The sequence below is a fragment of the Rathayibacter sp. AY1A2 genome (genome assembly GCF_002930935.1).
Lineage (GTDB): Bacteria > Actinomycetota > Actinomycetes > Actinomycetales > Microbacteriaceae > Rathayibacter.
This window is the reverse complement of record NZ_PSTP01000010.1, coordinates 63,633-85,420: the sequence shown is the minus strand read 5'-3', so window position 1 is coordinate 85,420 and position 21,788 is coordinate 63,633. Positions and strand designations below refer to the sequence as shown.

Sequence of the window (21,788 nt, the reverse complement as noted above, 5' to 3'; positions counted from 1 at the left end):
CGGGCACCCGCCGCACAGAAGCACGGGCGCTGTGGTTGACTCTGGCCATGTCCCCGCGCCGCCGCATCACCGTCAGCGCGGTCGGCGAGCTGCTGCTCCTGCTGGCCGACGGGGCGCCCCGGACGCGGGCCGACGTGGTCGCCGAGACGGGCCTGCCGCGCGCGGCCGTCTCCGCCCAGCTCGACGTCCTCACCGCCTCCGGCCTGGTCGCCCGGCAGGACGACGCCCCCTCCTCCGGAGGCCGCCCCGCCGCCCGCGTGGCCTTCGACCCCCGGGCGCGCAGCCTCCTCGCCGTCGACCTGGGCGCCGCGCACGCCGTCGTCGCCCTGACCGACCTCGACGGCACGGTCCTCGCCCGCCGCCGCGAGAGCATCGCCATCGCCGACGGCCCCCTCGCCGTCCTCGGCCACGCCCTCGACGTCGCCGCGGCCCTGCTCGGCCGGACTCCGGCGGCCGGCCCGCTCGCGGGAGTCGGCGTCGGCGTCCCCGGACCCGTCGAGCACGCGACGGGCCGCCCGGTGAAGCCGCCGATCATGCCCGGCTGGGACCGCTTCGACATCCCGGAGTTCGTCGGCCGCCGCCTCCCCGTGCCCGTCCTCGTCGACAACGACGTGAACCTGCTGGCGCTCGGCGAGCACGCCGACCACTACGCCGACGTCGACGACCTCCTCTACGTGAAGGTCTCCACCGGCATCGGAGCCGGGATCGTCAGCGGCGGCGCCCTGCAGCGCGGAGCCCTCGGAGCGGCGGGCGACCTGGGCCACGTGCAGGTCCCCGGCGACCGCGGCGAGGCCGACCTCGAGGCGATCGCGAGCGGCTCGGCGATCGCCCGCCGGCTGACCGAGTCCGGGATCGACGCCGCCAGCACCTCCGACGTCGTCACCCTGCTGACCGGCGGGGACCCCACCACCGTCGAGCTCACGCGCGCCGCCGGCCGCGACATCGGCGAGGTGCTCGCCACCTGCGTGAACCTCCTGAACCCGTCCGTCATCGTCGTCGGCGGCAGCATCGCCCAGGCCAGCCACGAGGTCCTCGCCGGGGTCCGCGAGGTCGTCTACCGCCGCTCCCTCCCCCTGGCGACCCGCGCGCTCGACATCGTGCAGGCCGCGGCCCAGGGCGGAGGCGTCCGCGGCGCCGCCCTGATGGTCCGGCGCCACCTCCTCTCCCCCGCGCACGTCGACGCCTTCCTCGACGCCTGAGCCGCCGGCGCGGGCCGTCGCGCCCCGGTGAGACGCCGCGGGTCGGCGTGCCGATTCGACCGGGCGCCGCAGGGGGCAGAGAATGAATCGGTGCCCGACCTGCAGCTCTCCTTCCCCTGGGAGACGCAGCCCGTCTTCACGGACGCCGAGCCCCCGCACCTCCGGAGGGTCGTCGCCGACTCCTCGGACCGCGTCGCCTGGCTCCGCGCCCGCTCGCGCGGCATCACGGCGACCGACGTCGCCCGCCTCTCCTCCCCCGCCGCGATCGGCAGGGCCGCGCTCGACAAGCTCTACGGCACCGGCTTCGGCGGCAACGCCTTCACCGACCACGGCCGCGCCCGCGAGCCCGAGATCGCCGCCTGGGTGCGGAGCGAGCACGCGATCGAGCCCAGCAGCACCCTCTTCCACGCGAGCCAGGAGCGGCGCCACCTCGCCACGCCCGACGGCATCGGCCTCCGCGAGGACGGCCGACTCGAGCTCTGCGAGATCAAGACCACGACGAAGCCGTGGCGGAGCATCCCGCGCCACTACCTGCGGCAGGTCTTCTGGCAGCAGTACGTCCTCGGCGCCGAGCGCACGCTCGTCGTCTGGGAGCAGCACCGCGACTTCGTGCCGATCGAGGGCGAGCCGAACTCCCGCTGGGTCGACCGCGACGAGGACGAGATCCACATCCTCGTGCGGCTGGCGGGGATGCTGATGGCCGAGCTGCACGAGCGGACGCGCGCCCGGTGACGGTCCTCCTCCTGCACGGCCTGGGCGGCGACCGCTCCCAGCCGCTGGGGCTGCTGCGCTCCGCCCTCCCCGCCGGCAGCGAGGTCATCGCTCCGGACGTCCGCGCCCACGGCGCCTCCGAGCTGCTCGGCGCGCCCGGCGACTTCGCCCTCGAGGCGCTCGCCGACGAGGTGACGGAGGAGGTCGTGCGCGCCGGAGCCGCGCACAAGCCGCTCACGGTGCTCGGCATCTCGATGGGCGCGGCGATCGCCCTGCGCCTCGCCGTCCGACGCGTGCTGCCGATCGACCGCGCCGTCTTCGTGCGTCCCGCCTTCACCGCCGAGCCGCTGCCCGAGAACCTCACCGTGTTCCCCGTCATCGCGCAGCTGCTGCACGACCACGGCGCGAAGCGCGGCGAGCGGATGTTCCGCGCCTCGGGCCTGTTCGCGCGCGCCGCCGAGGTGTCCCCCGCGTCGGCGGAGGCGCTGACGCTGCAGTTCCGCTCCCCGCGCGCGGCCGAGCGCGCCGTCCGTCTCGCCCAGATCCCGCGGAACGCCGCCTACCGCGATTCCGGAGAGCTGGGCGAGGTCATCGCGCGCACCCTGGTGATCGCGGCCGAGCGCGACCCCGTGCACCCGGTCGAGGTCGCGGAGGCGTGGGCTAGGGCTCTTCCGGATGCGGACTGCGAGCGGGTGCCGTCGCGGGACGAGGGCTTCGCCGCTCAGCAGGACCGGATCCGCGGGCACGTCCGCGGCTGGCTCGCTCAGCGCTGAGGTCCTCGAGCGCGAGCACCAGGCCGACGAACGCGAGCCAGAGCACTGCGATCGCCGTCGCCACGAACTCGAGCGTGCCGCCGAGCCGCAGCCACACGCGCAGGAGCGACAGGATCCCGCCCGTCCCGGCGACGACCGCCACCGAGATCCCCGCGGCGAGCGAGAGCCGCGCGACCGCAGGGCGCCCCCGCACGGTCGCCAGCTGGAGCATCGCGGCGCAGGCGGCCCCGAAGCCGAGGACGGCGGCCGAGGTGTGGATGAGGTCCTGCCAGCGGAAGGCCGGCCCGACCGGCAGCGGGCAGCCCGCCGTGCAGGTCACCTGCGAGGCGAGCGCGAAGCAGGCGGCCGCCAGGAGGATCGCGCCGGCCGGGCGGAGGGCGGGGAGCAGGCGGGCGCGCACCGGCCAGGCGCCCGCGGCGATCAGCGCGCCGCCGGCCGCCACGAGCAGAAGAGCGGCCTCGAAGGCGCCCGCCGTCGGCAGGTCCGGCGCGCCCATCTCGCTGACGTAGACCCAGCGGCTGGTGCCGATGCTGATCCGGGCGGCCAGGAGGACCACGAGCCCGGCCAGGACAAGGAGGGCACCGCCGACCAGCAGGGTACGTCGGCGTCGCATCCCCTCATCGTGCCAGACCGGGCGCCCGCGGCTCCGCGCCAATCTTCTCCCGAGGGTGACACCCCCGTAACAGCGCCGACTCATTGCCTCGATTGACTGGTCGCGGCGTCGGATGCGGGGATCGGGGGCGACGTCCTCGGCACGCTCCACCCGCACGCCTCAGCGACAGGAAAGGCGACGATGCACACCAGCGCGCTCGGGCACGGCCTCGCGATCGGCGAGATCCCGGAGGAGGTCGTCCTCCCCGACACGATGACGGCGGCGGTGATCGACGCGCCGGGCGACGCCTCCGCCCTGCACCTGGCGACCGTGCCGACCCCCTCCGCCATCAACGCCGAGTTCACCGTGAAGGTGGTCGCGGCCGGCGTGAACCCGCTCGACGCGAAGACGCGCGCGGGCCAGGGGGTCGCCTCGCAGATCGCCTCCTACCCTGCGGTCCTCGGCCACGACTTCTCGGGCGTCGTCGTCTCGAGCCCCTACCCGGCGCATCCGCTGCGGCCGGGCGACGAGGTCTACGGCTTCGTCATGGTGCCGCGCTACTCGGGCTCCTACGCGGAGTACGTCAGCGTGCCGAGCGTCTCCATCGCGCGGAAGCCGTCGACGCTCTCGCACGTCGAAGCGGCCGGCGTCCCGCTCGCGGCGCTCACCGCCTGGGGCATGGTCGTCGAGCTCGCCAAGGCGCACGAGGGCCAGCGGATCCTCATCCACGCCGGGTCGGGCGGAGTCGGCCACTTCGCGGTGCAGTTCGCCGCCTACTTCGGCGCCTCGGTGATCGCGACCGGCTCGACCCGCAACCTGCAGTGGCTGCACGAGCTCGGCGCCGCGCAGGTGATCGACCACACCGCCGAGCGCTTCGACGAGCTGCTGTCCGGCGTCGACGTGGTCATCGATCTGGTCGGCAACGTCCACGACGACACGGGCTCGCGCTCGCTGAGGGTCCTCCGCCCCGGGGGCCTGATCGTGAACGCGCCCACCGGGAGCTGGCCCGGGTTCTTCGAGGAGGCGGCCGCTGCGGGCGTGCGCGCCTCCACCTACCGCGTCGCTCCCGACGGGGCGACCCTCGGCGTGGTCTCGCGCCTTCTCGAGTCGGGCGACGTCCGCGTCTTCATCGACGGCATCTTCCCCCTCGCCCGCGCCTGCGAGGCGCACGAGCAGCTCGAGACGGGCCACACCCGCGGCAAGATCGTCCTCACCGTCTCCGAGGGCTGACCTCGGCGAGATGCCGCTCCGGTACGCCACGCGGAGCGTGTCGCGTACCCGGGCGGCGTCTCGCGGGGAGGGTCAGGAGAGAGAGCGCTCGAGGACGAAGTCGTCCTCCCAGCGGTCGCCGACGAGGAAGCGCTTGCGGCCGACGACCGCGAAGCCGTGCTTGGAGTAGAAGCGCTGAGCGCGCGCGTTCTCCTCGTTGACGCCGAGCCAGACGCCCGCGGCACCGTGAGCCCGCGCCTCCTCGAGGGTCGCGGCCATCAGCGCGGCCGCCGCTCCGGAGCCGTGCCGGCCGGGCAGGAGGTAGAACTTGCTGAGCTCGACGGTCGGACGCAGCCGGATCGCCGCGACGACGTCGGCGTCGGCGGGCTCCCCGCGCACGAGCATCGCGTAGCCGGTCAGCGCGCCGGAGTCGTCGTCGACCAGGAGCGAGCGGAGCGGATCGGCGAGGTGGTCGCGGAAGCGCTCGACCGAGAGCACGGTGCGCACGAACTCGGCCTTCGCCTCCGCGGTGGTGTGCGGCGGGCAGGCCAGCGGGAAGGTCGCGGCGGCCAGCTCGGCCAGGGCCTCGGCATCGGCGGCCGACGCGCGGCGGACGGTCACGGGAGGCGCGGCGGAGTGGAGCGGCGGATCACCGGTCCAGTATGCCGGGACGACGAAGGAGGGGGCCCGCCGAAGCGGACCCCCTCCTCACGTCAGTGCGTGCTCGGCTCAGGCCAGGACGTTGACGTCCAGCGGGATGCCGGGGCCGAAGGTCGTCGAGACGGCGGCCTTCTGGATGTAGCGGCCCTTCGAGGAGGACGGCTTGAGGCGGAGGATCTCGTCGAGCGCGGTCTTGAAGTTCTCCTGGAGCTGCTCCTCGGTGAACGCGGCCTTGCCCACGACGAGGTGCACGTTGGCGTGCTTGTCGACGCGGAACTCGATCTTTCCGCCCTTGATCTCGGTCACGGCCTTCGCCACGTCCGGGGTCACGGTGCCGGTCTTCGGGTTGGGCATGAGGCCGCGGGGGCCGAGCACCTTTCCGAGACGGCCGACCTGGCCCATGAGCTCCGGGGTCGAGACGGCGGAGTCGAACGAGGTGTACCCGCCCGCGACCTTCTCGATGAGCTCGGCGCCGCCGACCTCGTCGGCACCGGCGGCCAGCGCGGCCTCGGCGGCCGGACCGGTCGCGAACACGATGACGCGGGCGGTCTTGCCCGTGCCGTGGGGCAGGATGACCGTGCCGCGGACCATCTGGTCGGCCTTGCGGGGGTCGACACCGAGCTTGAGGGCGACCTCGACGGTGCTGTTGAACTTGGCGGAACCGGTCTCGCGGGCGAGCGCGACGGCCTCGTCGGCCGTGTAGAACTTGCCCTCTTCGAGCTTGGCCGCGGCGGCCCGGTAGGCCTTCGACTTCTGTGCCATGTTGTTTCTCCTTGAAACGAGAATGTGGTTCTAGAGCCTGGCGGGCTCTCCCACGGGGGTGATGGAGTTCTAGTGGTGCCGCGATCGCGGCCGTGACTGCTGCTCGCGGGAGGCGGAGAGGTCGTGCAGAGGCGTTTCCGGACCGGGCGTGCGACCCCGCTGAGGGGCCGCCGTCGGGTTCTCGAGGCTTCCGCGGTGGGTCCGCGCCGGTGGGCGCGTCGCTCCCGCCGTCGAGCAGCGAGTCGCGCTACTCGACCGTGATGCCCATCGAGCGGGCGGTGCCGGCGATGATCTTCGCGGCGGCGTCGATGTCGTTGGCGTTCAGGTCGACCTGCTTCGCCTCGGCGATCTCGCGGACCTGCGCCTGGGTGAGCTTCGCGACCTTCACGGTGTGCGGGGTCGAGGAGCCCTTGGCGACGCCGGCGGCCTTCTTGATGAGCTCCGCCGCGGGCGGGGTCTTCAGCACGAAGGTGAACGAGCGGTCCTCGTAGACGGTGATCTCGACGGGGATGACGTTGCCGCGCTGCGACTCGGTCTGCGCGTTGTACGCCTTGCAGAACTCCATGATGTTGACGCCGTGCTGACCGAGCGCCGGACCGATCGGGGGCGCGGGGTTGGCCGCGCCGGCCTTGATCTGGAGCTTGATCAGGCCGGTGACCTTCTTCTTGGGGGCCATTCTGATTCCTTTTCTCAGGGTTCGAGCGGTCGGGGGCTCCCGGCCGCTCTCCCGCGCATCCGACGGTGCCGGATCGCGGTGGAGGAGGGTCGTCCGGCGCGCACAGAGGCGGGCGCCGACACGAAAACCCGTACGAGCTTACACGAGCGGGGCCACCCCCGACAGGGCGGAGGAGGGGCCGACGCCCGGGGGCGCGTGGGGCGGTGCCGGAGGGGGCGCCGCCCGGAACGGCGAACGCCCCCTCCGACGTGCGGAGGGGGCGTTCACGCGGCGCGGAGGCGACGCGTCAGAGCTTGGTGACCTGGTCGAACGACAGCTCGACCGGGGTCTCGCGCTCGAAGAGCGAGACGAGCACGGTGAGCTTGCCGCTCTCGGGCTTGATCTCGCTGATCGAGCCGGGAAGACCCGCGAACGAGCCCTCCTTGATGGTGATGGTCTCGCCGATCTCGAAGTCGACCTCGGCGGGCAGCACGCGCTGGGCCTGCTTCTGGCCCTTCGCGCCGGAGGTCTTCGAGGGGGCGACGTCCTTGATCTCGACGAGGCTCTTCAGCATCGTGAAGGCCTCCTCGAAGCGCAGCGGGGTCGGGTTGTGGGCGTTGCCCACGAAGCCGGTGACGCCCGGCGTGTGGCGGACGACCGACCACGAGTCCTCGTTGAGGTCCATGCGCACCAGCACGTAGCCGGGGATGCGCACGCGGGTGACCATCTTGCGCTGGCCGTTCTTGATCTCGACCACGTCCTCCATCGGGACCTGGACCTCGAAGATGTAGTCCTCGGCCTCGAGCGAGACCTTGCGGTTCTCGATGTTGGACTTCACGCGCTTCTCGAAGCCGGCGTAGGAGTGGATGACGTACCACTTGCCCGGCTTGCCGCGCAGCTCGGTGCGGAAGGCCTCGTACGGGTCGATGTCGGCGAGGTCCTCACCGGCGGCCTCGGCGTCCTCGGCGGCGACCTCGGCCTCGTCCTCGACGGCCTCGAGGGCCGCTTCGGCCTCCTCGACGGTGTCGATGTGCGCGGCCTCGTCGACCGCGGAGTCGGCCTCGGGGTCGTCGACGGAGCCGATGGCGTCCAGCGCTGCCTCGAGGTCGGAGGCGAGGTCGTCCTCGGACTCGTTCTCGTCGATGATGCTCAGCGCACCCTGCTCGGCGGGCTCGACGGCGTCCTCAGCCTGCGACTGGACGTCGCCCTCCTGCTCCTCCTCGACCTCCGACGACTGCTCGGCAGCCGTCGCCCAGTCGACGTCGTCGCGGTTTCTGTCAGACACTCGTCACAACTCTCTCTCGATCGATCGGTCGCGCCCCTCGGGGCGCGTCCCGCTGTCGCCGGCACCCTCCGCTCGCGCGGCCCGGATGCTCTCGGGTCAGGCGGCGGGTGTGCCGAACACGTACGTCACGGCCAGGGCGAACACCCAGTCGAGGAAGGACACCAGCGCCATCATGATGACGACGAAGATCAGCACGACCACGACGTAATTGCCCAGCTCCTTGCGGGTGGGCGTCACGACCTTCTTCAGCTCGGCGATGACCTGCCGGATGAAGAGGGCGATGCGCGCGAACGGGTTGCGCCGCGCGGCTCGCTGCTGATTGGCGATCGCGACGACGTCCTCGCTCGGCTCGTCGACTGCTTTCCCGGCCACCTGCACGCACCTTTCCCGCACCGGAACCTCCGGTGTGGCCGACCGCCCGTCATGGGCGGCCCTGGACCGATGACCGCAGCGTCGCGGGGACCGCGTGCGACGGGCATCGATGTGCAGGGCGGACAGGGCTCGAACCTGCAACCTGCGGTTTTGGAGACCGCTGCTCTACCAATTGAGCCACCGCCCTATGGATGCCGTTGCGAGCATCCGAGGAGGAGACCGACCCGCCGCCCCACCGCCACGACCCTCGCGGGCGCTGTGGATGAGGGCAGAGATCGACTACCTCGGAAGAGTGTACGTGGACCCGCAGGGCGTGTCCAGCCGAGCGGCGGGGGGCCTCGGAGCCCCGTGCGCGCGCAGGATACGCTGGCCGTCGTGTCCTCCACCACGCGCATCTCCGCCCGCATCGCCGCCATCGCCGAGTCCGCCACTCTGAAGGTCGACGCCAAGGCGAAGGCCCTCCAGGCCCAGGGCCGCCCGGTCGTGTCCTACGCCGCCGGCGAGCCCGACTTCCTCACTCCCGAGCACATCGTCGAGGCCGCCTCGGCCGCCGTGCTCGACCCGGGGAACTACCGCTACACCCCCGCGGCGGGCCTCCCCGACCTCCGCGCGGCCATCGCGGAGAAGACGGCGCGCGACTCCGGATGGGCCGTCGACCCCTCGCAGGTCGTGGTCACCAACGGCGGCAAGCAGGCCGTCTACCAGGCCTTCCAGACCCTCCTCGACGACGGCGACGAGGTGCTGGTGCCGACCCCGTACTGGACCACCTACCCCGAGGCGATCAAGCTCGCCGGCGGCGTTCAGGTGGACGTGTTCGCGGGCGCCGACCAGGGCTACCTGGTCACCGTCGAGCAGCTGGAGGCCGCGCGCACCGAGCGCACCAAGGTGCTCCTGTTCGTCTCCCCCTCCAACCCCACCGGCGCCGTCTACTCGGCCGAGCAGACCCGCGAGATCGGCGAGTGGGCCGAGGAGCACGGCCTCTGGATCATCGCCGACGAGATCTACCAGAACCTCGTCTACTCCACCGGCGACCAGGACGACGCGAGCCCGCTCGAGCACGCGACCTCGATCGTCGAGGCGGTGCCGGCCCTGCGCGACCGGACGATCCTCGTCAACGGCGTCGCGAAGACCTACGCGATGACCGGCTGGCGCGTCGGATGGATGGTCGGCCCGGCCGACGCGATCAAGGGCGCCTCGAACCTGCAGTCGCACCTCTCGAGCAACGTCTCGAACATCTCGCAGCGCGCCGCGATCGCCGCCCTCACCGGCCCGCAGGAGCCGGCCGAGGAGATGCGCCTGGCCTTCGACCGCCGCCGCCGCACCATCGTCGCCGAGCTGAACGCGATCGACGGGATCGAGTGCCCCACCCCCGGCGGCGCGTTCTACGTCTACCCCGACGTGAACGGGCTCCTGAACCGCGAGTGGAACGGCACCACCCCGACGACCTCCCTCGAGCTCGCCGACCTCATCCTCGAGCAGGCCGAGGTCGCCACCGTCCCCGGCGAGGCCTTCGGACCGAGCGGCTACCTCCGCCTGTCCTACGCCCTCGGCGACGACGCGCTCCTCGAGGGCGTGCGCCGCCTGCAGCGGCTCTTCGGCACCGATTAGCCCTCCTCCTGCGTCGTCGATCGGCCGCGATCGGCTCGACGACGGGGGTGCGTCGCAGAGAGCGGGATGCGCAGCGCGGATGACGATCCGCCGACACGCGGATCGCCGATCGCCGCTCGACCGTGCCGCACGGTGACGGCGGGTACTGCGACGCGCCTGTCCGACAGGTGAGGGGTGCCTGGCATCTCGGGGCGAGGAGGGCAAGAGGGAGGCGGAAATCGGGGATCACTGTCGCCGGAGGGGTGCGACAGGGCACGCTGTGACGATGAGCGAAGACCACGCCGTCCGAGTCCGCGACCTGCGGAAGGACTACGGGGGCGCTCCGGCGGTCGCGGGAGTCTCCTTCGACATCCACCGGGGCGAGACCTTCGCGCTCCTCGGCCCCAACGGCGCCGGCAAGTCGACGACCATCGAGATCCTCGAGGGCTACCGCGACCGCTCCGGCGGCGAGGTGTCGGTGCTCGGGGTCGACCCGCGCCACGGCGACCTGGCATGGAAGGCGCGTCTGGGGATCGTCCTGCAGTCCAGCGGCGAGTCCGGCAACGCGACGGTCCGCGAGCAGATCGCGCACTTCGCCAGCCTCTATCCGCGACCGCGCGACGTCGACGAGACCATCGAGGCCGTCGGGCTGACGTCCAAGGCCCGCTCGCGCATCGGACGCCTCTCGGGCGGCCAGCGCCGCCGCGTCGACGTCGCCCTCGGCATCATCGGCCGTCCCGAGCTGGTGTTCCTCGACGAGCCCACCACGGGATTCGACCCCGAGGCCCGCCACTCCTTCTGGGACCTGATCGCTCTGCTCAAGAGCGAGGGCACGACCATCCTGCTCACCACCCACTACCTCGACGAGGCCGCCCGCCTCGGCGACCGCGCCGCCGTGATCTCCGGCGGGCGGCTCCTGGCCATCGGCCCGATGAGCGCGATCGGAGGGGACGAGGCGCGCGTCCCGATCGTGCAGTGGCGCGAGGACGGCGTGCTGCACCGGCTGCGCACCACCGAGCCCGCCCGGACCGTCGCCGAGCTGCACTCCCGGATCGGTGAGCCGACGGCCCTCGAGGTCGTTCGCCCCAGCCTCGAGGACATCTACCTCGACCTCATCCGCGAGGACCGCGACGCGGTCGACCTGATCGGAGAGCCCGCGTGACCGCCGTCGCCACCCGCCCCCGCACCCTCTCCACCGGCCCGGGACGCACCGTCCGCCTCGGACTCGCCCGCGCCCGCTACGAGATCCGCTCGTACTTCCGCGCTCCGGACCAGGTGTTCTTCACCTTCCTCTTCCCGGTGCTGCTCCTGACGATCTTCTCGGTCGCGTTCGGCGACACCGCGGTGATGCAGGCGAACCCGCAGGACCCGGGCATCCCGATGGCCGAGTACTACGTGCCGGGCCTCGCCGCGGCCGGGATCCTGCTCTCGGGCGTCCAGAACCTGGGCGTCGACATCGCGGTCGAGCGCGGCGACGGCACGCTCAAGCGCCTCGCGGGGGCACCGCTGCCGGTCTTCAGCTACTTCATCGGCAAGTTCGGCCAGGTGCTCGTGACGAGCCTCGCGCAGACGGCCCTGCTGCTCCTCGTCGCGGCGACGGTGTTCTCGGTCGAGCTGCCCACCGACAGCGGGCGCTGGGCGACCTTCGCCTGGGTCTACCTGGCAGGAGTCGCGACGTCGGCCATCCTCGGCATCGCCGTCTCCGCGCTGCCCCGCTCGGGCAAGAGCGCGACCGCCGTGATCGTGCCGCCGCTGCTCGTGCTGCAGTTCATCTCGGGGTCGTACCTGTCGTTCACGACGCTGCCGGACTGGCTGCAGAACACGGCGAGCGTCTTCCCGCTCAAGTGGATCGCGCAGGGCATGCGCGCCGTGTTCCTGCCGAGCGGGTTCGAGGAGGCGGAGGTGAACGGGTCGTGGGACCTCGGCGGCGTCGCGCTGGTGCTCGGTATCTGGCTCGTCGTGGGGCTCGTCGCCTGCCGCTTCGGCTTCCGCTGGATCCGCCGCGACAGCTGAGCCGGAGGAGGCCGCGGCCGGAGGGCGCGCGTCCCCGCGAGCGCGGGGCCTGCGCGCGCAGACCGCGCGGACTCAGACCGCGGTGCCGACCACGACGGGCTCGGGGTGCAGCAGCACGCCGAACTCCGCCAGGACGCGGCCCTGGACGTACCGGGCGAGCTCGGCGACCTGCTCGGCCGTCGCTCCTCCGCGGTTGGTCAGGGCGAGGGTGTGCTTGCTCGACACGGCGGCCCGCGAGCCGGGCAGGGCGAAACCGCGCGAGACGCCGGCGTGCTCGATCAGCCACGCGGCGCTGAGCTTCACCAGGCCGTCGGCGCGGGGAGGCACGGGCAGCCCGACGGGCGCTCCTGCCTCGACCGCGGCGAGCGGGGTGATGACGGGCGCCTCCGCCGTCGGCTCGACCGGCCAGCGCGGCGCCTCGGGCGGCAGGGAGTCGGCGAACGCGCTCGTGACGAGGGGGTTGGTGAAGAAGGAGCCGGCGCTCGCGGTGTCCGGGTCCTCCGGATCGAGGACCATGCCCTTGCCCGCACGCAGCGCCAGCACGGTCTCGCGCACCCGCGCGAGCGGCACGCGGTCGCCGAGCGCGACTCCGAGCGCCGACGCCAGCTGACCGTAGGCGACGGGAGTGCCGTCGCCCTCGGCGCCGACCTCCTCGAGCGCGAACTCGACGGCCAGCACCGCGCCCCGGCGGCCCTGCTTGATCACGGAGGTGCGGTAGGCGAACTGCAGCTCCTCCGCCGTCAGCCGGACGGGCTCGCGGGCGCCCTCGTCGAGGAAGTCGACCGCGACCAGCGTGTCCGAGAGCTCCTGGCCGTAGGCGCCGATGTTCTGCACCGGCGACGCACCGACCGTGCCGGGGATGCCGCTGAGAGCCTCGAGACCCGCCCAGCCGCGCTCCACGGTCGTCGCGACGAGGCCGTCCCACGACTCGCCCGCCTGGACCCGCAGGAGCACGCGCCCCGGCTCGTCGGAGGGGAGCCGCTCGACGCCGGTGGTGCGCACGCGCACGACCGTACCCTCGACCCCGTCGTCGCCCACGAGGAGGTTGGAGCCGCCGCCGAGCAGCAGCCACGGCTCGCCGTCCGACCACAGGCCGACGAGCGTCTCGACCAGCTCCGCCTCGGTGGCGGGCTCGACGAGGCGCTCGGCGGGTCCGCCGACGCGGAGGGTGGTCAGGGCGGAGAGCAGCGGCGCGGAGGTCACGCGAGTCGGACCCGTGCCTGGGCCTTGCCGAGGACGGACTGGCCCTCGACCGAGACGGCGAGGTCGACGCGGACCCAGCCCTCCTCGGCGTTCACAGCACCGATCCTGGCGACCACGTCGATGGCGGCGCCGTCGCGCGGGTCCACCACGACGGGGCGGGTGAAGCGCACCTGGTAGTCGACCACGCGTCCGGGGTCGCCGACCCAGTCGACGACGACCTGCACCGCGGTGCCCATCGTGAGCATGCCGTGCGCGAGCACGCCGGGCAGGCCGACCTCGGCGGCGACGTCGTCGCGGTAGTGGATGGGGTTGAAGTCGCCCGAGGCGCCCGCGTAGCGCACCAGGGTGCCGCGGTCGATCGGGAAGCGGCTCTCGGCGACGACCTGGCCGACGCTCAGCTCGGCGAGAGCGGGCAGTGCGGTGCTCATTCGTCTCCCCTGACCACGAGGGTCGAGATCGCGGTGACGACGTGCTCGCCGCTCGCGTCGACCATGCGGGACTCGGTGGTGACCATCGAGTGGGCGCCGAGCTTCTTGATGGCGGCGACCGAGAGGGTCGCGGTCAGCTCGTCGCCGGCGACGACCGGACGGGACAGCACGAAGCGCTGGTCTCCGTGCACGACGCGGCTGAAGTCGATCCCGCCGTCGGGCTCGGCGAGCAGCTGCTGGAGCGTGAACTCCTGCACGACGACGGCGAAGGTGGGCGGAGCGACGAGGTCGGGGTGCCCGGCGGCGCGGGCGGCCTCGACGTCGTGGTGCAGGGGGGAGGTCGCGGAGACGGCGCGGGCGAACTCGCGCACCTTCTCGCGCCCCACCTGATAGGGCTCCGTGGGCGCGAAGACGCGCCCGACGAGTTCGGGGTTCACTGGCACCCGGCCATACTAGGCGCTGCCGTCGCGGGGCCCTCGGGGCTCCGGAGGCGCCGCCGGTGGTCACCCGGGTATGACCACCGGCAATTTCCCATCCGTGTATGGCTGACCCGCGGCCGAACTTCTCCGAAGCTGGCGGGCATGTCGACACCCACTCCCGAGCGCGACTGGGCGACCTACGCCCGCGAGCTCGGCACCAACATGCACCGGGCCCGCATCGCCAAGGGCGCCAGCCAGGAGCGGATCGCCCACGCGGCCGGGCTCGCAGGCTACACCTACCAGAAGTTCGAGAAGGGCGAGTCGAAGCCCGGCTCGCCCGCGAACCCCACGCTGCACACCCTCCTCGCGCTCTGCGAGGCGCTCGAGATCGAGCTGACGGACCTCCTGCCACCCGACCCGCCGCGCACCTCACGCGGCGCCGAGTAGCCGGAGCACCGCGCCGGCCAGCCGCGACCCCGAGCTGAGATCGAGGTCGACCTCGCCGAGCCCGTCGGCCTCCAGGCGGAGCCTGTCCTCCCCCGACTCCCCCGGGCGGCACAGGGAGACGTGCACCGTCGCGCCCGCGGCCCCGTCTCCACCCGCCCAGAGCACCACCGGGAGCGAGCTCGCCGCGGAGCGGTGCAGCCGCTCCCCCGCCGCGACCAGCTCGTCGTGCTCGCCCGCGCACCAGCGCGGGCACCCCTCGTCGTTCCTGCCGTCCATCCGCTCCTCCACGTTCCGCACCCCTCGGTCGAGGAGACCAGCCCACCAGGCGGTACCGACACCGAGGGCCCGCCGCGCCCCGATCCCGACCGGGGTGTGGACAGGAGACGGTCGTCCGCCCGTTGTGGAGGAGCGAGGACCAGGGTCCCATACGCAGGTGGTGCCACCAGGGGTCCGGCGCGAAGCACCGGCGCGGTGTCAGCGGTGGACGATCAGCCAGGTCGCGATCGCGGTGGTCGAGCCCGTGTTGACCATGCGGTGCGGCCGCTCGCACGGGAACGTGATGGCGTCGCCCGGCCCGAGGACGACCGTCTCGTCCTCGAACTCGACCGTCAGCTCCCCGAGCGTCACCGTCCCCATCTCGAACCCGTCGTGGCGGAGCAGCTGCCGGTGCGCTGTCGAGGTCGAGCCCGGCGGGTAGGTCGACTCGAAGAAGTCGACGGCGTCCAGCGGACGCGGCGCCAGACGGCGGAACAGCACTCCGCCCTCGAGCGCCACCGGCGCCGACTCGCGCGCCCGGACGACCGCGGTCTCGACCGGCGCCGACGCGCCCTGGTCGAACACGGCGGACAGCGGGACCCCCAGCGCGTCCACGAGGGCGATCAGCCGGCCGACCGAGGGCTGCATGGCTCCGCGCTCGATCTGCGAGACGGCGCTCACGGAGATGCCGAGTCGCCCGGCGAGTGCCTTCAGCGACAGGCCCGCCGAGAGCCGCAGCTCCCGCAGCCGCGCGCCGAGTCCAGCACCGTCCGCGATCGCCCGGGCGGCCGCCTCGACGGGCGCGGTGTCGTCGGAGGGCATGGCCCGTCCCCTCTCGCGGATCGTCACACAGCCGTAACGGAGCCGAAACGAGCGGCGGCCTCCCGACTCGTAGCGTGGCCCGCGTGAAGTGATCACTTCACTCGGAACGCTCTCCGCGACGCCCCGCCTCCTCGGCCGGACGTCCCGACCACCCTGACACATCCGCTCCGTGCCGCTCTGCGCACGACCGCCCGAGAGGTGGATCCACCCATGTCCGACCGCGTCACCGCACCCCGAGTCACCGCTCCCCCCGTCGATCCGGATCCCGCCGCCGCGGCGAGCGCCGCCTACGACGACCGCCTCTCCAACGAGGACCTCGCCCCGCTCCGGAAGCAGCGCTGGTCGAGCTACAACATCTTCGCGTTCTGGATGTCGGACGTGCACAGCGTCGGCGGGTACGTGACCGCGGGCTCGCTCTTCGCGCTGGGCCTGGCCGGCTGGCAGGTGCTCGTCGCCCTGGTGGTGGGCATCGTGATCGTGCAGGTCTTCTGCAACCTCGTCGCCAAGCCCAGCCAGGTCACCGGCGTGCCCTACCCCGTCATCAACCGGGCGATCTTCGGCATCCGCGGCGCGAACATCCCGGCGATCATCCGCGGACTGATCGCGATCGCCTGGTACGGCGTGCAGACCTACCTGGCGGCGCAGTCGCTGAACATCGTCTTCCTCAAGTTCTTCCCGGGCATGGCCGCCCTGAACACGCCCGAGGCGTCGTTCCTCGGCCTCTCGGCCCTGGGCTACCTCTCCTACGCGATCCTCTGGGTCGCGCAGGCCGCGCTGTTCTGGCGGGGCATGGAGTCGATCCGCCGCTTCATCGACTGGGCGGGACCGGCGGTCTACGTGGTGATGCTCGTGCTCGCCGTCTACCTGGTATCGCAGGCGGGCTGGGAGAACATCTCGCTCACCCTCGGCTCCGGCGAGCCGCTCGACCTCGCCGCCGCGGTGCCGGTGATGATCTCGGCCGTCGCCCTGGTCGTCTCCTACTTCTCCGGCCCGATGCTCAACTTCGGCGACTTCTCCCGGTACGCCCGCAGCTACGGCGCCGTGAAGCGCGGCAACCTGCTCGGCCTCCCGATCAACTTCCTCTTCTTCTCCCTCCTCACCGTGATCACCGCCTCGGCGACCGTGCCGGTCTTCGGCGAGCTGATCACCGACCCGATCGAGACCGTCGAGCGGATCGACACCTGGTTCGCCGTGCTCCTCGGCGGGCTCACCTTCGTCATCGCGACGATCGGCATCAACATCGTCGCCAACTTCATCTCCCCCGCGTTCGACTTCTCGAACGTCAACCCGAAGAAGATCAGCTGGCGGATGGGCGGCATGATCGCCGCCGTCGGCTCGGTGCTGCTCACCCCGTGGAACTGGTACTCGAACGACACCGCCATCCACTACACGCTCGGCATCCTCGGCGCGCTGATCGGACCGCTGTTCGGCGTCCTCATCGCGGGCTACTACCTGATCAGCCGCCAGCGCGTCTGGGTGGACGACCTCTACACGATGAGCGAGAAGGGCCGCTACTGGTTCTCGCGCGGCTTCAACCCCAACGCCGTCTGGGCGACCGTGATCGGCGGAGTCCCCTCCGTCGCCTCGGTGCTCGTGCCGCGCTGGATCGCGGAGGCGGGAGGCGCGGAGTTCACCTGGCTCGGCGACTACAGCTGGTTCCTCGGCTGCGGGCTCGGGTTCGTCGCGATGGCCGTGCTCGAGCGGCGCGCGCCGCGGATCGGGCGGCTCGACGAGGACCTCGAGCACGTCAGCGACGGCTCGACCGTCTGATCCGGCCGGCACGGAGGAGGGATCCGCCCCGGCCGCTCCGCATCCCGCGGACCGGCCGCCGGGCGGGTCCCTCCCCCTCCCGGCACCCGAACCGAGGAACCACCATGCGCATCACCGTCGTCAACCCGAACACCAGCACTGCGATGACCGCGGCGATCGGCCGGGCCGCCCGCTCCGTCGCCTCGCTCGGCACCGAGATCACGGCCGTCACCCCGCCGATGGGTCCGGCGTCGATCGAGAGCCACTACGACGAGGCGCTCGCCGTGCCCGGCGTCCTGCACGAGATCGCCCGGGCGGAGGCGGCCGGCAGCGACGGCGCGGTCATCGCGTGCTTCGGCGACCCGGGGGTCGACGCCGCGCGCGAGATCGCGAGCGGCCCGGTCGTGGGGATCGCCGAGGCCGCCATGCACATGGCCGCGCTCGTCGGCCGGGGCTTCAGCGTGGTCACCACGCTCTCGCGCACGAGCGGCCGCGCCTGGGACATCGCCCGCCGCGCCGGGTTCGGCGACGCCTGCCGTCAGGTGCGCGCCTGCGACATCCCCGTGCTCGAACTCGACGACCCCCGCTCCGACGCCCGCCGCGCGATCCTGGCGGAGTGCGCCGAAGCGCTGGCCGTCGACGGGTCCGACTCGATCGTGCTGGGCTGCGCCGGGATGGCCGACCTGTGCCGCGACCTCTCGCGGGAGCTGGGCGTGCCCGTGATCGACGGCGTCGCCTCGGCGGTGCGCCTGGTGGAGGGGCTCGTCGCGATGGGCGTCAGCACCTCGCGGCGCGACGAGTACGCGGCGCCGCGGACGAAGGCGATGGCGGGGCTGCTCGCTCCGTTCGAGCGGGTCTGAGATTCCGCGCCCCGTGCGGCCGAGTGTCCTGCCGGACCGCCGGCCCGGGCCCACCTGCGAGGATCGGGGGATGAGCGTCCTCCGCGATCTCGGCCTCGGTGCCCGGCTCTTCCTCCGCGGCTTCCGCACCTGGGTCCGCTCGCCGCGGGCGATGCTCCTCGGCGCGATCCCGCCCCTGATCGTCGGCCTGGTCTTCGTCGGCGTGCTGGTCCTGGTGCTCACGCGGGTGCAGGACGCGGTGACCGCGCTCACCCCGTTCGCCGGCGGCTGGGACGAGGGCACGGCCGCCACCGTCCGCCTGGTGCTCTCGATCGCAGTGGTCGGCGCCGTGCTCGCCCTCGGCGTGGTCCTCTTCGCCGCGGTGACCCTGCTGGTCGGCGACCCCTTCTACGAGCGGATCTGGCGGCGGGTCGAGGACGACCTCGGCGGCGTGCCCGACGAGCGCGAGAGCACCTTCTGGCAGGGGGTCGGCCGCGGCCTCCGCGACTCCGCCGTGCTGGTCGCCACCTCCCTCGGGATCGGCGTGGTCCTGGTGCTGCTGGGCCTGGTGCCGGTGGTCGGCTCGATCGTCGGCCTCGTCGCGGGCGCCCTGGTCGGCGGGAGGGCCCTCGCGCTCGAGCTGACCGGGTTCGCGGGCGACGCCCGGGGGCTCTCCCTCCGCGACCGCCGCCGCCTCCTCGGCGAGCACCGCGCGGTCTCGCTCGGCTTCGGCATCGCCGTCTACCTGGCGTTCCTCGTCCCCGGGGGCGCGGTCGTCGCCACCCCCGCCGCGACGGCCGGCGCGACCCTCCTGCTCCGGACCCTGCGGGGCGAGCCGACCGAGCGGCCGGCCGCCTGACACCGCTTGGCCGCCGCCCGGCTCTCCCCTAGACTCGCCGCGTGCGCACGTCGATCCGAAGCCCCTGGTGGCCCGCCTCCTAGGCGGACCGACGCGCAGACCCCTCGCACGCGACCGCCTCCTCCGGGCGGTCGTTCTGCATGTCAGGGCCCGGGTGGGGCACGACCCGATACAAGGACCACGATGACCTCGCTCCTCTCCCGCATCCTCGCCTCCGACGGGACGCTGCCGTTCGCGGTGGTCCTCCGCCAGGGCCGCGACGCCGTCGACGTGTTCACGGGCGACGTGCTCGACGTCGAGGGCCTGGCCGACATCCCGCTCGACGGCGACGACGTGCTGACCCTCGTGCCCTACCGGCAGGTGCGCGAGCGCGGCTTCGCGGCGAAGGACGACGGAGCCCCTCTGCGCAACCTCGTGGTGCGCGAGCGCGAGAGCATCCCCCTGGCCGAGGTGCTGCGGCTGCTGCCCGAGCGGGAGATCCCGGTCGAGGAGCGCGGCTTCGACGTGCCGGACGACGAGTACGCCGACATCGTCCGCCGCGTGATCGAGGACGAGATCGGCCGCGGCGAGGGCGCCAACTTCGTCATCAACCGCGCCTTCGTCGCGCAGACCGACGCGCCGCCCGTCGAGGCGGTCCTGGCCTGGTTCCGCCGCCTGCTCACCGACGAGTCCGGCGCGTACTGGACCTTCGCGATCCACACCCCCGGCGTCGACGGCGCGCAGACGGTCACCGCCGTCGGCGCGACCCCCGAGCGCCACGTCTCGGTGCGCGACGGCGTCGCGATGATGAACCCGATCAGCGGCACCTTCCGCCACCCCGCGGCCGGACCCACCGGGGAGGAGGTGCTCGCGTTCCTCGCCGACGTCAAGGAGAGCGAGGAGCTCTTCATGGTCGTGGACGAGGAGATGAAGATGATGAGCGCGGTCTGCCCGGACGGCGGCCGCATCCTCGGGCCGTTCCTCAAGCAGATGTCGCGGCTCAGCCACACCGAGTACCTGCTCGAGGGCCGCACCGGACTCGACGTGCGCGAGGTCCTGCGGCTGACGATGTTCGCGCCCACGGTCACCGGCTCGCCGATGGAGAACGCGTGCGCCGTGATCGCCGAGTACGAGAAGGAGCCGCGCGGCTACTACTCCGGCGTGCTCGCCCTCTTCGAGCCGGAGGAGCACGGCTACACGGTCGACGCCCCCATCCTCATCCGCACCGCCTACCTCCGCGCGGACGGCCGCCTCACCGTGCCGGCCGGCGCGACGCTCGTGCGCCACTCCACCCCCGAGGGCGAGGTCGCCGAGACGCGGGCGAAGGCGTCGGGCGTCCTCTCCGCCCTCGGCCTGCTGCCGCACCGCGAGGTGCCGCCGGCCCTCGACCTGAACGCGCAGCCGGGCGTGCAGGAGGCGCTCGAGGCGCGCAACGAGCGGCTCGCCTCGTTCTGGCTCCGGCCCCAGGCGCCCGAGCACATCGCCGGCCTCGCCGGGCACACCGCGCTGATCGTCGACAACGAGGACCAGTTCACGACGATGCTCGCCCACCAGCTGCGCCACCTCGGGATGGACGCCCGGGTCGAGCGCTGGTCGGAGGTCGCCGACGTGCTGAGCGACGACCTCGTCGTCTTCGGCCCCGGCCCGGGCGACCCCCGCGACGACTCCGACCCGCGGATCGCGCACCTGCGCTCGCTGATGACCACCCGCCTCGAGGCGGAGCGGCCGATGCTCGCCGTCTGCCTCAGCCACCAGATGCTCTCACTGCTGGCGGGCCTCCCGGTCGAGCCGCTGCCCGCGCCCCGCCAGGGCGTGCGCCTGGCGGTGGACGTGTTCGGCGAGGACGCCGCGATCGGCTTCTACAACACCTTCTCCTCCGTCGCCCCCGGCGTCGCGCGCACGCCCCGGCTGGGGCTCGAGGTGTCGGTCGACCCGGAGACGGGAGTGGTCAACGCCCTCCGCGGCGAGCACGTCGCGTCGGTGCAGGGGCACCTGGAGTCGGTGCTCTCCTCCGACGGCCTGCGCACCCTGGAGCGGCTGGTCCGCACCGCGACCGCTCAGCCCGCGCGCGCATGAGCGGCCTGCGGCTGATCGCGTCGCCCGCCTACCCGGCCGAGCTGCAGGAGGCGGTGGCCGCCGCCGTGCGCGCGGCGGCCGAGGCGGCGCGCGGCTGGTACGGGCGCGGCGACAAGATCGCGGCGGACGAGGCGTCGGTCGCGGCGATGCGCGCCGTGCTGGCCGACGCTCCGTTCGACGGCGTCGTCGTGATCGGCGAGGGCGAGAAGGACGAGGCCCCGATGCTCGCGAACGGCGAGCGCCTCGGCCGCGCCTCCGCTCCCTCCTGCGACGTGGCGGTCGATCCGCTCGACGGCACCCGACTCACGGCGGAGGGGCTCCCCGGCTCGGTGAGCGTGATCGCGCTCGCCCCGCGCGGCACGCTGTTCGACCCGCGCAACGTGTTCTACATGGACAAGCTGGTCTGCTCTGCAGCGGGCCGGGGCGCCGTCTCGCTCGACCTCCCTCCCGCCGAGAACGCCGCACGGCTGGCGGCGGCGCTCGGGAAGCCCGTCGCGGAGCTGGTCGTCGTCGTGCTCGACAAGCCGCGTCACTCCGGGCTCATCGCGGCTCTGCGCGCGGCCGGGGTCGCGCTCGAGCTGCGCGGCGAGGGCGACGTGTCGGTCGCGATCGAGGCGGCCGATCCCGCGGGCCGCGTCGACCTCGTCCTCGGCATCGGCGGCACCCCGGAGGGAGTGGTCGCCGCGTGCGCCGTCCGCGCCCTCGGCGGGGTGATGGAGGGGCGCCTCGCCCCCCAGACCGCACCGGAGCGCGCCAACGCCCTGGCCGCCGGCCACGACCTCGACCGCCTGCTGACCCTGGAGGACCTGGTCTCCTCGGACGACGTGCTCTTCGCGGGCTGCGCGGTCTGAGACCTCTCCCGCGGGCAGGACCTCGCCAGGGAACGCCGAAGGC

The 21,788-nt window shown here is 73.1% G+C and carries 24 protein-coding genes and 1 tRNA gene; 13 read left to right on the top strand and 12 right to left on the bottom strand.

The features are described 5' to 3' along the window. Nucleotides 1–47 precede the first annotated feature (47 nt). The 3 genes from C5B93_RS10350 (at nucleotide 48) to C5B93_RS10340 (ending at nucleotide 2,683) form a co-directional block, all read left to right on the top strand. Nucleotides 48–1,199 (top strand): ROK family transcriptional regulator, encoded by a 1,152-nt coding sequence (locus tag C5B93_RS10350; protein ID WP_104223637.1) that lies wholly within the window; start codon nucleotides 48–50, stop codon nucleotides 1,197–1,199. A gap of 99 nt (nucleotides 1,200–1,298) precedes the next feature. Continuing rightward, the gene (locus C5B93_RS10345) at nucleotides 1,299–1,931 is read left to right on the top strand and encodes a YqaJ viral recombinase family protein (protein WP_104238303.1); all 633 of its coding nucleotides are present in this window, start codon (nucleotides 1,299–1,301) and stop codon (nucleotides 1,929–1,931) included. Continuing rightward, nucleotides 1,928–2,683: an alpha/beta fold hydrolase gene (locus tag C5B93_RS10340; protein ID WP_159939686.1), complete on the top strand. Its 756-nt coding sequence runs from the start codon at nucleotides 1,928–1,930 to the stop codon at nucleotides 2,681–2,683. The genes C5B93_RS10345 and C5B93_RS10340 overlap by 4 nt, the downstream gene beginning before the upstream one ends. On the opposite strand, the gene C5B93_RS10335 is transcribed toward C5B93_RS10340, so the two are convergent. Beyond that, on the bottom strand, nucleotides 2,571–3,296 hold the full coding sequence (locus C5B93_RS10335) for a DUF998 domain-containing protein (RefSeq protein WP_104223635.1): 726 nt from the start codon (nucleotides 3,294–3,296) through the stop codon (nucleotides 2,571–2,573). The genes C5B93_RS10340 and C5B93_RS10335 overlap by 113 nt on opposite strands. 180 nt (nucleotides 3,297–3,476) lie before the next feature. Here C5B93_RS10335 and C5B93_RS10330 point away from each other — a divergent pair, with 180 nt between their 5' ends. Next, nucleotides 3,477–4,505 carry an NADP-dependent oxidoreductase gene (locus C5B93_RS10330; RefSeq protein ID WP_374952914.1) on the top strand — a complete coding sequence of 343 codons (1,029 nt, stop codon included), beginning with the start codon at nucleotides 3,477–3,479 and terminating at the stop codon, nucleotides 4,503–4,505. Nucleotides 4,506–4,577: 72 nt separating this feature from the next. Here the strand turns inward: C5B93_RS10330 and C5B93_RS10325 are convergent, their stop codons facing one another. The 6 genes from C5B93_RS10325 to C5B93_RS10300 form a co-directional block, all read right to left on the bottom strand. Then, entirely contained in the window at nucleotides 4,578–5,105 is a 528-nt protein-coding gene (locus C5B93_RS10325) for a GNAT family N-acetyltransferase (protein ID WP_104292415.1), read from the bottom strand. Between the two features lie 108 nt (nucleotides 5,106–5,213). Next, nucleotides 5,214–5,906 (bottom strand): 50S ribosomal protein L1, encoded by a 693-nt coding sequence (rplA, locus tag C5B93_RS10320; protein ID WP_104223633.1) that lies wholly within the window; start codon nucleotides 5,904–5,906, stop codon nucleotides 5,214–5,216. A 247-nt stretch (nucleotides 5,907–6,153) separates the two neighbouring features. Further along, nucleotides 6,154–6,582 carry a 50S ribosomal protein L11 gene (gene rplK / locus C5B93_RS10315; protein WP_104223632.1) on the bottom strand — a complete coding sequence of 143 codons (429 nt, stop codon included), beginning with the start codon at nucleotides 6,580–6,582 and terminating at the stop codon, nucleotides 6,154–6,156. 286 nt (nucleotides 6,583–6,868) lie between these two features. After that, entirely contained in the window at nucleotides 6,869–7,846 is a 978-nt protein-coding gene (gene nusG / locus C5B93_RS10310) for a transcription termination/antitermination protein NusG (protein ID WP_104234235.1), read from the bottom strand. 96 nt (nucleotides 7,847–7,942) lie between these two features. Beyond that, on the bottom strand, nucleotides 7,943–8,218 hold the full coding sequence (gene secE, locus C5B93_RS10305; RefSeq protein ID WP_068208793.1) for a preprotein translocase subunit SecE: 276 nt from the start codon (nucleotides 8,216–8,218) through the stop codon (nucleotides 7,943–7,945). A 114-nt stretch (nucleotides 8,219–8,332) separates the two neighbouring features. Beyond that, a tRNA-Trp gene (locus C5B93_RS10300) sits at nucleotides 8,333–8,405 on the bottom strand. A gap of 179 nt (nucleotides 8,406–8,584) precedes the next feature. Between C5B93_RS10300 and C5B93_RS10295 the strand changes: the two genes are divergently transcribed. From C5B93_RS10295 to C5B93_RS10285, 3 genes are all read left to right on the top strand, one after another. Continuing rightward, nucleotides 8,585–9,826, top strand: coding sequence for a pyridoxal phosphate-dependent aminotransferase (locus C5B93_RS10295; RefSeq protein ID WP_374953143.1), 1,242 nt, complete (start codon nucleotides 8,585–8,587; stop codon nucleotides 9,824–9,826). Nucleotides 9,827–10,091: 265 nt separating this feature from the next. Beyond that, on the top strand, nucleotides 10,092–10,967 hold the full coding sequence (locus C5B93_RS10290) for an ABC transporter ATP-binding protein (protein ID WP_104254889.1): 876 nt from the start codon (nucleotides 10,092–10,094) through the stop codon (nucleotides 10,965–10,967). Further along, nucleotides 10,964–11,818: an ABC transporter permease gene (locus C5B93_RS10285; RefSeq protein WP_104223629.1), complete on the top strand. Its 855-nt coding sequence runs from the start codon at nucleotides 10,964–10,966 to the stop codon at nucleotides 11,816–11,818. Before C5B93_RS10290 ends, C5B93_RS10285 begins: the two co-directional genes overlap by 4 nt. A 72-nt stretch (nucleotides 11,819–11,890) precedes the next feature. On the opposite strand, the gene C5B93_RS10280 is transcribed toward C5B93_RS10285, so the two are convergent. The 3 genes from C5B93_RS10280 to C5B93_RS10270 are packed head-to-tail and all read right to left on the bottom strand — an operon-like array spanning nucleotide 11,891 to nucleotide 13,892. Beyond that, the gene (locus C5B93_RS10280) at nucleotides 11,891–13,021 is read right to left on the bottom strand and encodes a UDP-N-acetylmuramate dehydrogenase (protein WP_104292414.1); all 1,131 of its coding nucleotides are present in this window, start codon (nucleotides 13,019–13,021) and stop codon (nucleotides 11,891–11,893) included. Further along, complete coding sequence (locus C5B93_RS10275) at nucleotides 13,018–13,449, bottom strand: MaoC/PaaZ C-terminal domain-containing protein (protein WP_104238284.1); 432 nt, start codon at nucleotides 13,447–13,449, stop codon at nucleotides 13,018–13,020. The genes C5B93_RS10280 and C5B93_RS10275 overlap by 4 nt, the downstream gene beginning before the upstream one ends. Continuing rightward, entirely contained in the window at nucleotides 13,446–13,892 is a 447-nt protein-coding gene (locus C5B93_RS10270; protein ID WP_104227045.1) for a MaoC family dehydratase N-terminal domain-containing protein, read from the bottom strand. The genes C5B93_RS10275 and C5B93_RS10270 overlap by 4 nt, the downstream gene beginning before the upstream one ends. Before the next feature lie 138 nt (nucleotides 13,893–14,030). On the opposite strand from C5B93_RS10270, the gene C5B93_RS10265 reads away from it, so the two are divergent. Continuing rightward, nucleotides 14,031–14,315, top strand: coding sequence for a helix-turn-helix domain-containing protein (locus tag C5B93_RS10265; protein ID WP_104223625.1), 285 nt, complete (start codon nucleotides 14,031–14,033; stop codon nucleotides 14,313–14,315). Here C5B93_RS10265 and C5B93_RS10260 read toward each other — a convergent pair. Then, the gene (locus C5B93_RS10260; RefSeq protein ID WP_104238285.1) at nucleotides 14,298–14,591 is read right to left on the bottom strand and encodes a DUF6907 domain-containing protein; all 294 of its coding nucleotides are present in this window, start codon (nucleotides 14,589–14,591) and stop codon (nucleotides 14,298–14,300) included. The two genes, C5B93_RS10265 and C5B93_RS10260, sit on opposite strands and share 18 nt — an antisense overlap. A 198-nt stretch (nucleotides 14,592–14,789) precedes the next feature. Then, nucleotides 14,790–15,392: a helix-turn-helix domain-containing protein gene (locus tag C5B93_RS10255; protein ID WP_104238286.1), complete on the bottom strand. Its 603-nt coding sequence runs from the start codon at nucleotides 15,390–15,392 to the stop codon at nucleotides 14,790–14,792. 210 nt (nucleotides 15,393–15,602) lie between these two features. On the opposite strand from C5B93_RS10255, the gene C5B93_RS10250 reads away from it, so the two are divergent. The 5 genes from C5B93_RS10250 to C5B93_RS10230 all read left to right on the top strand — a co-directional run bounded on the left by C5B93_RS10250 (nucleotide 15,603) and on the right by C5B93_RS10230 (nucleotide 21,745). Continuing rightward, nucleotides 15,603–17,162, top strand: coding sequence for an NCS1 family nucleobase:cation symporter-1 (locus C5B93_RS10250; RefSeq protein ID WP_104266754.1), 1,560 nt, complete (start codon nucleotides 15,603–15,605; stop codon nucleotides 17,160–17,162). A gap of 104 nt (nucleotides 17,163–17,266) precedes the next feature. Then, on the top strand, nucleotides 17,267–18,001 hold the full coding sequence (locus C5B93_RS10245) for an aspartate/glutamate racemase family protein (protein ID WP_104238288.1): 735 nt from the start codon (nucleotides 17,267–17,269) through the stop codon (nucleotides 17,999–18,001). A 70-nt stretch (nucleotides 18,002–18,071) separates the two neighbouring features. Continuing rightward, entirely contained in the window at nucleotides 18,072–18,839 is a 768-nt protein-coding gene (locus C5B93_RS10240) for an EI24 domain-containing protein (RefSeq protein ID WP_104292413.1), read from the top strand. 183 nt (nucleotides 18,840–19,022) lie between these two features. Next, nucleotides 19,023–20,894, top strand: a complete 1,872-nt coding sequence (locus tag C5B93_RS10235) for an anthranilate synthase family protein (RefSeq protein ID WP_104292412.1) — start codon at nucleotides 19,023–19,025, stop codon at nucleotides 20,892–20,894. After that, the gene (locus C5B93_RS10230) at nucleotides 20,891–21,745 is read left to right on the top strand and encodes a fructose-bisphosphatase class II family protein (protein WP_104257174.1); all 855 of its coding nucleotides are present in this window, start codon (nucleotides 20,891–20,893) and stop codon (nucleotides 21,743–21,745) included. Before C5B93_RS10235 ends, C5B93_RS10230 begins: the two co-directional genes overlap by 4 nt. Nucleotides 21,746–21,788: the final 43 nt, after the last annotated feature.

Excerpts from the sequence above, each read along its gene's own strand:
- C5B93_RS10335 (WP_104223635.1), bottom strand. The coding sequence starts at position 3,296 with ATGCGACGCCGACGTACCCTGCTGGTCGGCGGTGCCCTCCTTGTCCTG.
- C5B93_RS10245 (WP_104238288.1), top strand. The coding sequence starts at position 17,267 with ATGCGCATCACCGTCGTCAACCCGAACACCAGCACTGCGATGACCGCG.
- C5B93_RS10240 (WP_104292413.1), top strand. The coding sequence starts at position 18,072 with ATGAGCGTCCTCCGCGATCTCGGCCTCGGTGCCCGGCTCTTCCTCCGC.
- C5B93_RS10230 (WP_104257174.1), top strand. The coding sequence starts at position 20,891 with ATGAGCGGCCTGCGGCTGATCGCGTCGCCCGCCTACCCGGCCGAGCTG.
- C5B93_RS10275 (WP_104238284.1), bottom strand. The coding sequence starts at position 13,449 with ATGAGCACCGCACTGCCCGCTCTCGCCGAGCTGAGCGTCGGCCAGGTC.
- C5B93_RS10250 (WP_104266754.1), top strand. The coding sequence starts at position 15,603 with ATGTCCGACCGCGTCACCGCACCCCGAGTCACCGCTCCCCCCGTCGAT.
- rplK (WP_104223632.1), bottom strand. The coding sequence starts at position 6,582 with ATGGCCCCCAAGAAGAAGGTCACCGGCCTGATCAAGCTCCAGATCAAG.
- C5B93_RS10255 (WP_104238286.1), bottom strand. The coding sequence starts at position 15,392 with ATGCCCTCCGACGACACCGCGCCCGTCGAGGCGGCCGCCCGGGCGATC.
- C5B93_RS10330 (WP_374952914.1), top strand. The coding sequence starts at position 3,477 with ATGCACACCAGCGCGCTCGGGCACGGCCTCGCGATCGGCGAGATCCCG.
- C5B93_RS10350 (WP_104223637.1), top strand. The coding sequence starts at position 48 with ATGTCCCCGCGCCGCCGCATCACCGTCAGCGCGGTCGGCGAGCTGCTG.
- C5B93_RS10235 (WP_104292412.1), top strand. The coding sequence starts at position 19,023 with ATGACCTCGCTCCTCTCCCGCATCCTCGCCTCCGACGGGACGCTGCCG.
- C5B93_RS10260 (WP_104238285.1), bottom strand. The coding sequence starts at position 14,591 with ATGGACGGCAGGAACGACGAGGGGTGCCCGCGCTGGTGCGCGGGCGAG.
- rplA (WP_104223633.1), bottom strand. The coding sequence starts at position 5,906 with ATGGCACAGAAGTCGAAGGCCTACCGGGCCGCCGCGGCCAAGCTCGAA.
- C5B93_RS10290 (WP_104254889.1), top strand. The coding sequence starts at position 10,092 with ATGAGCGAAGACCACGCCGTCCGAGTCCGCGACCTGCGGAAGGACTAC.
- C5B93_RS10265 (WP_104223625.1), top strand. The coding sequence starts at position 14,031 with ATGTCGACACCCACTCCCGAGCGCGACTGGGCGACCTACGCCCGCGAG.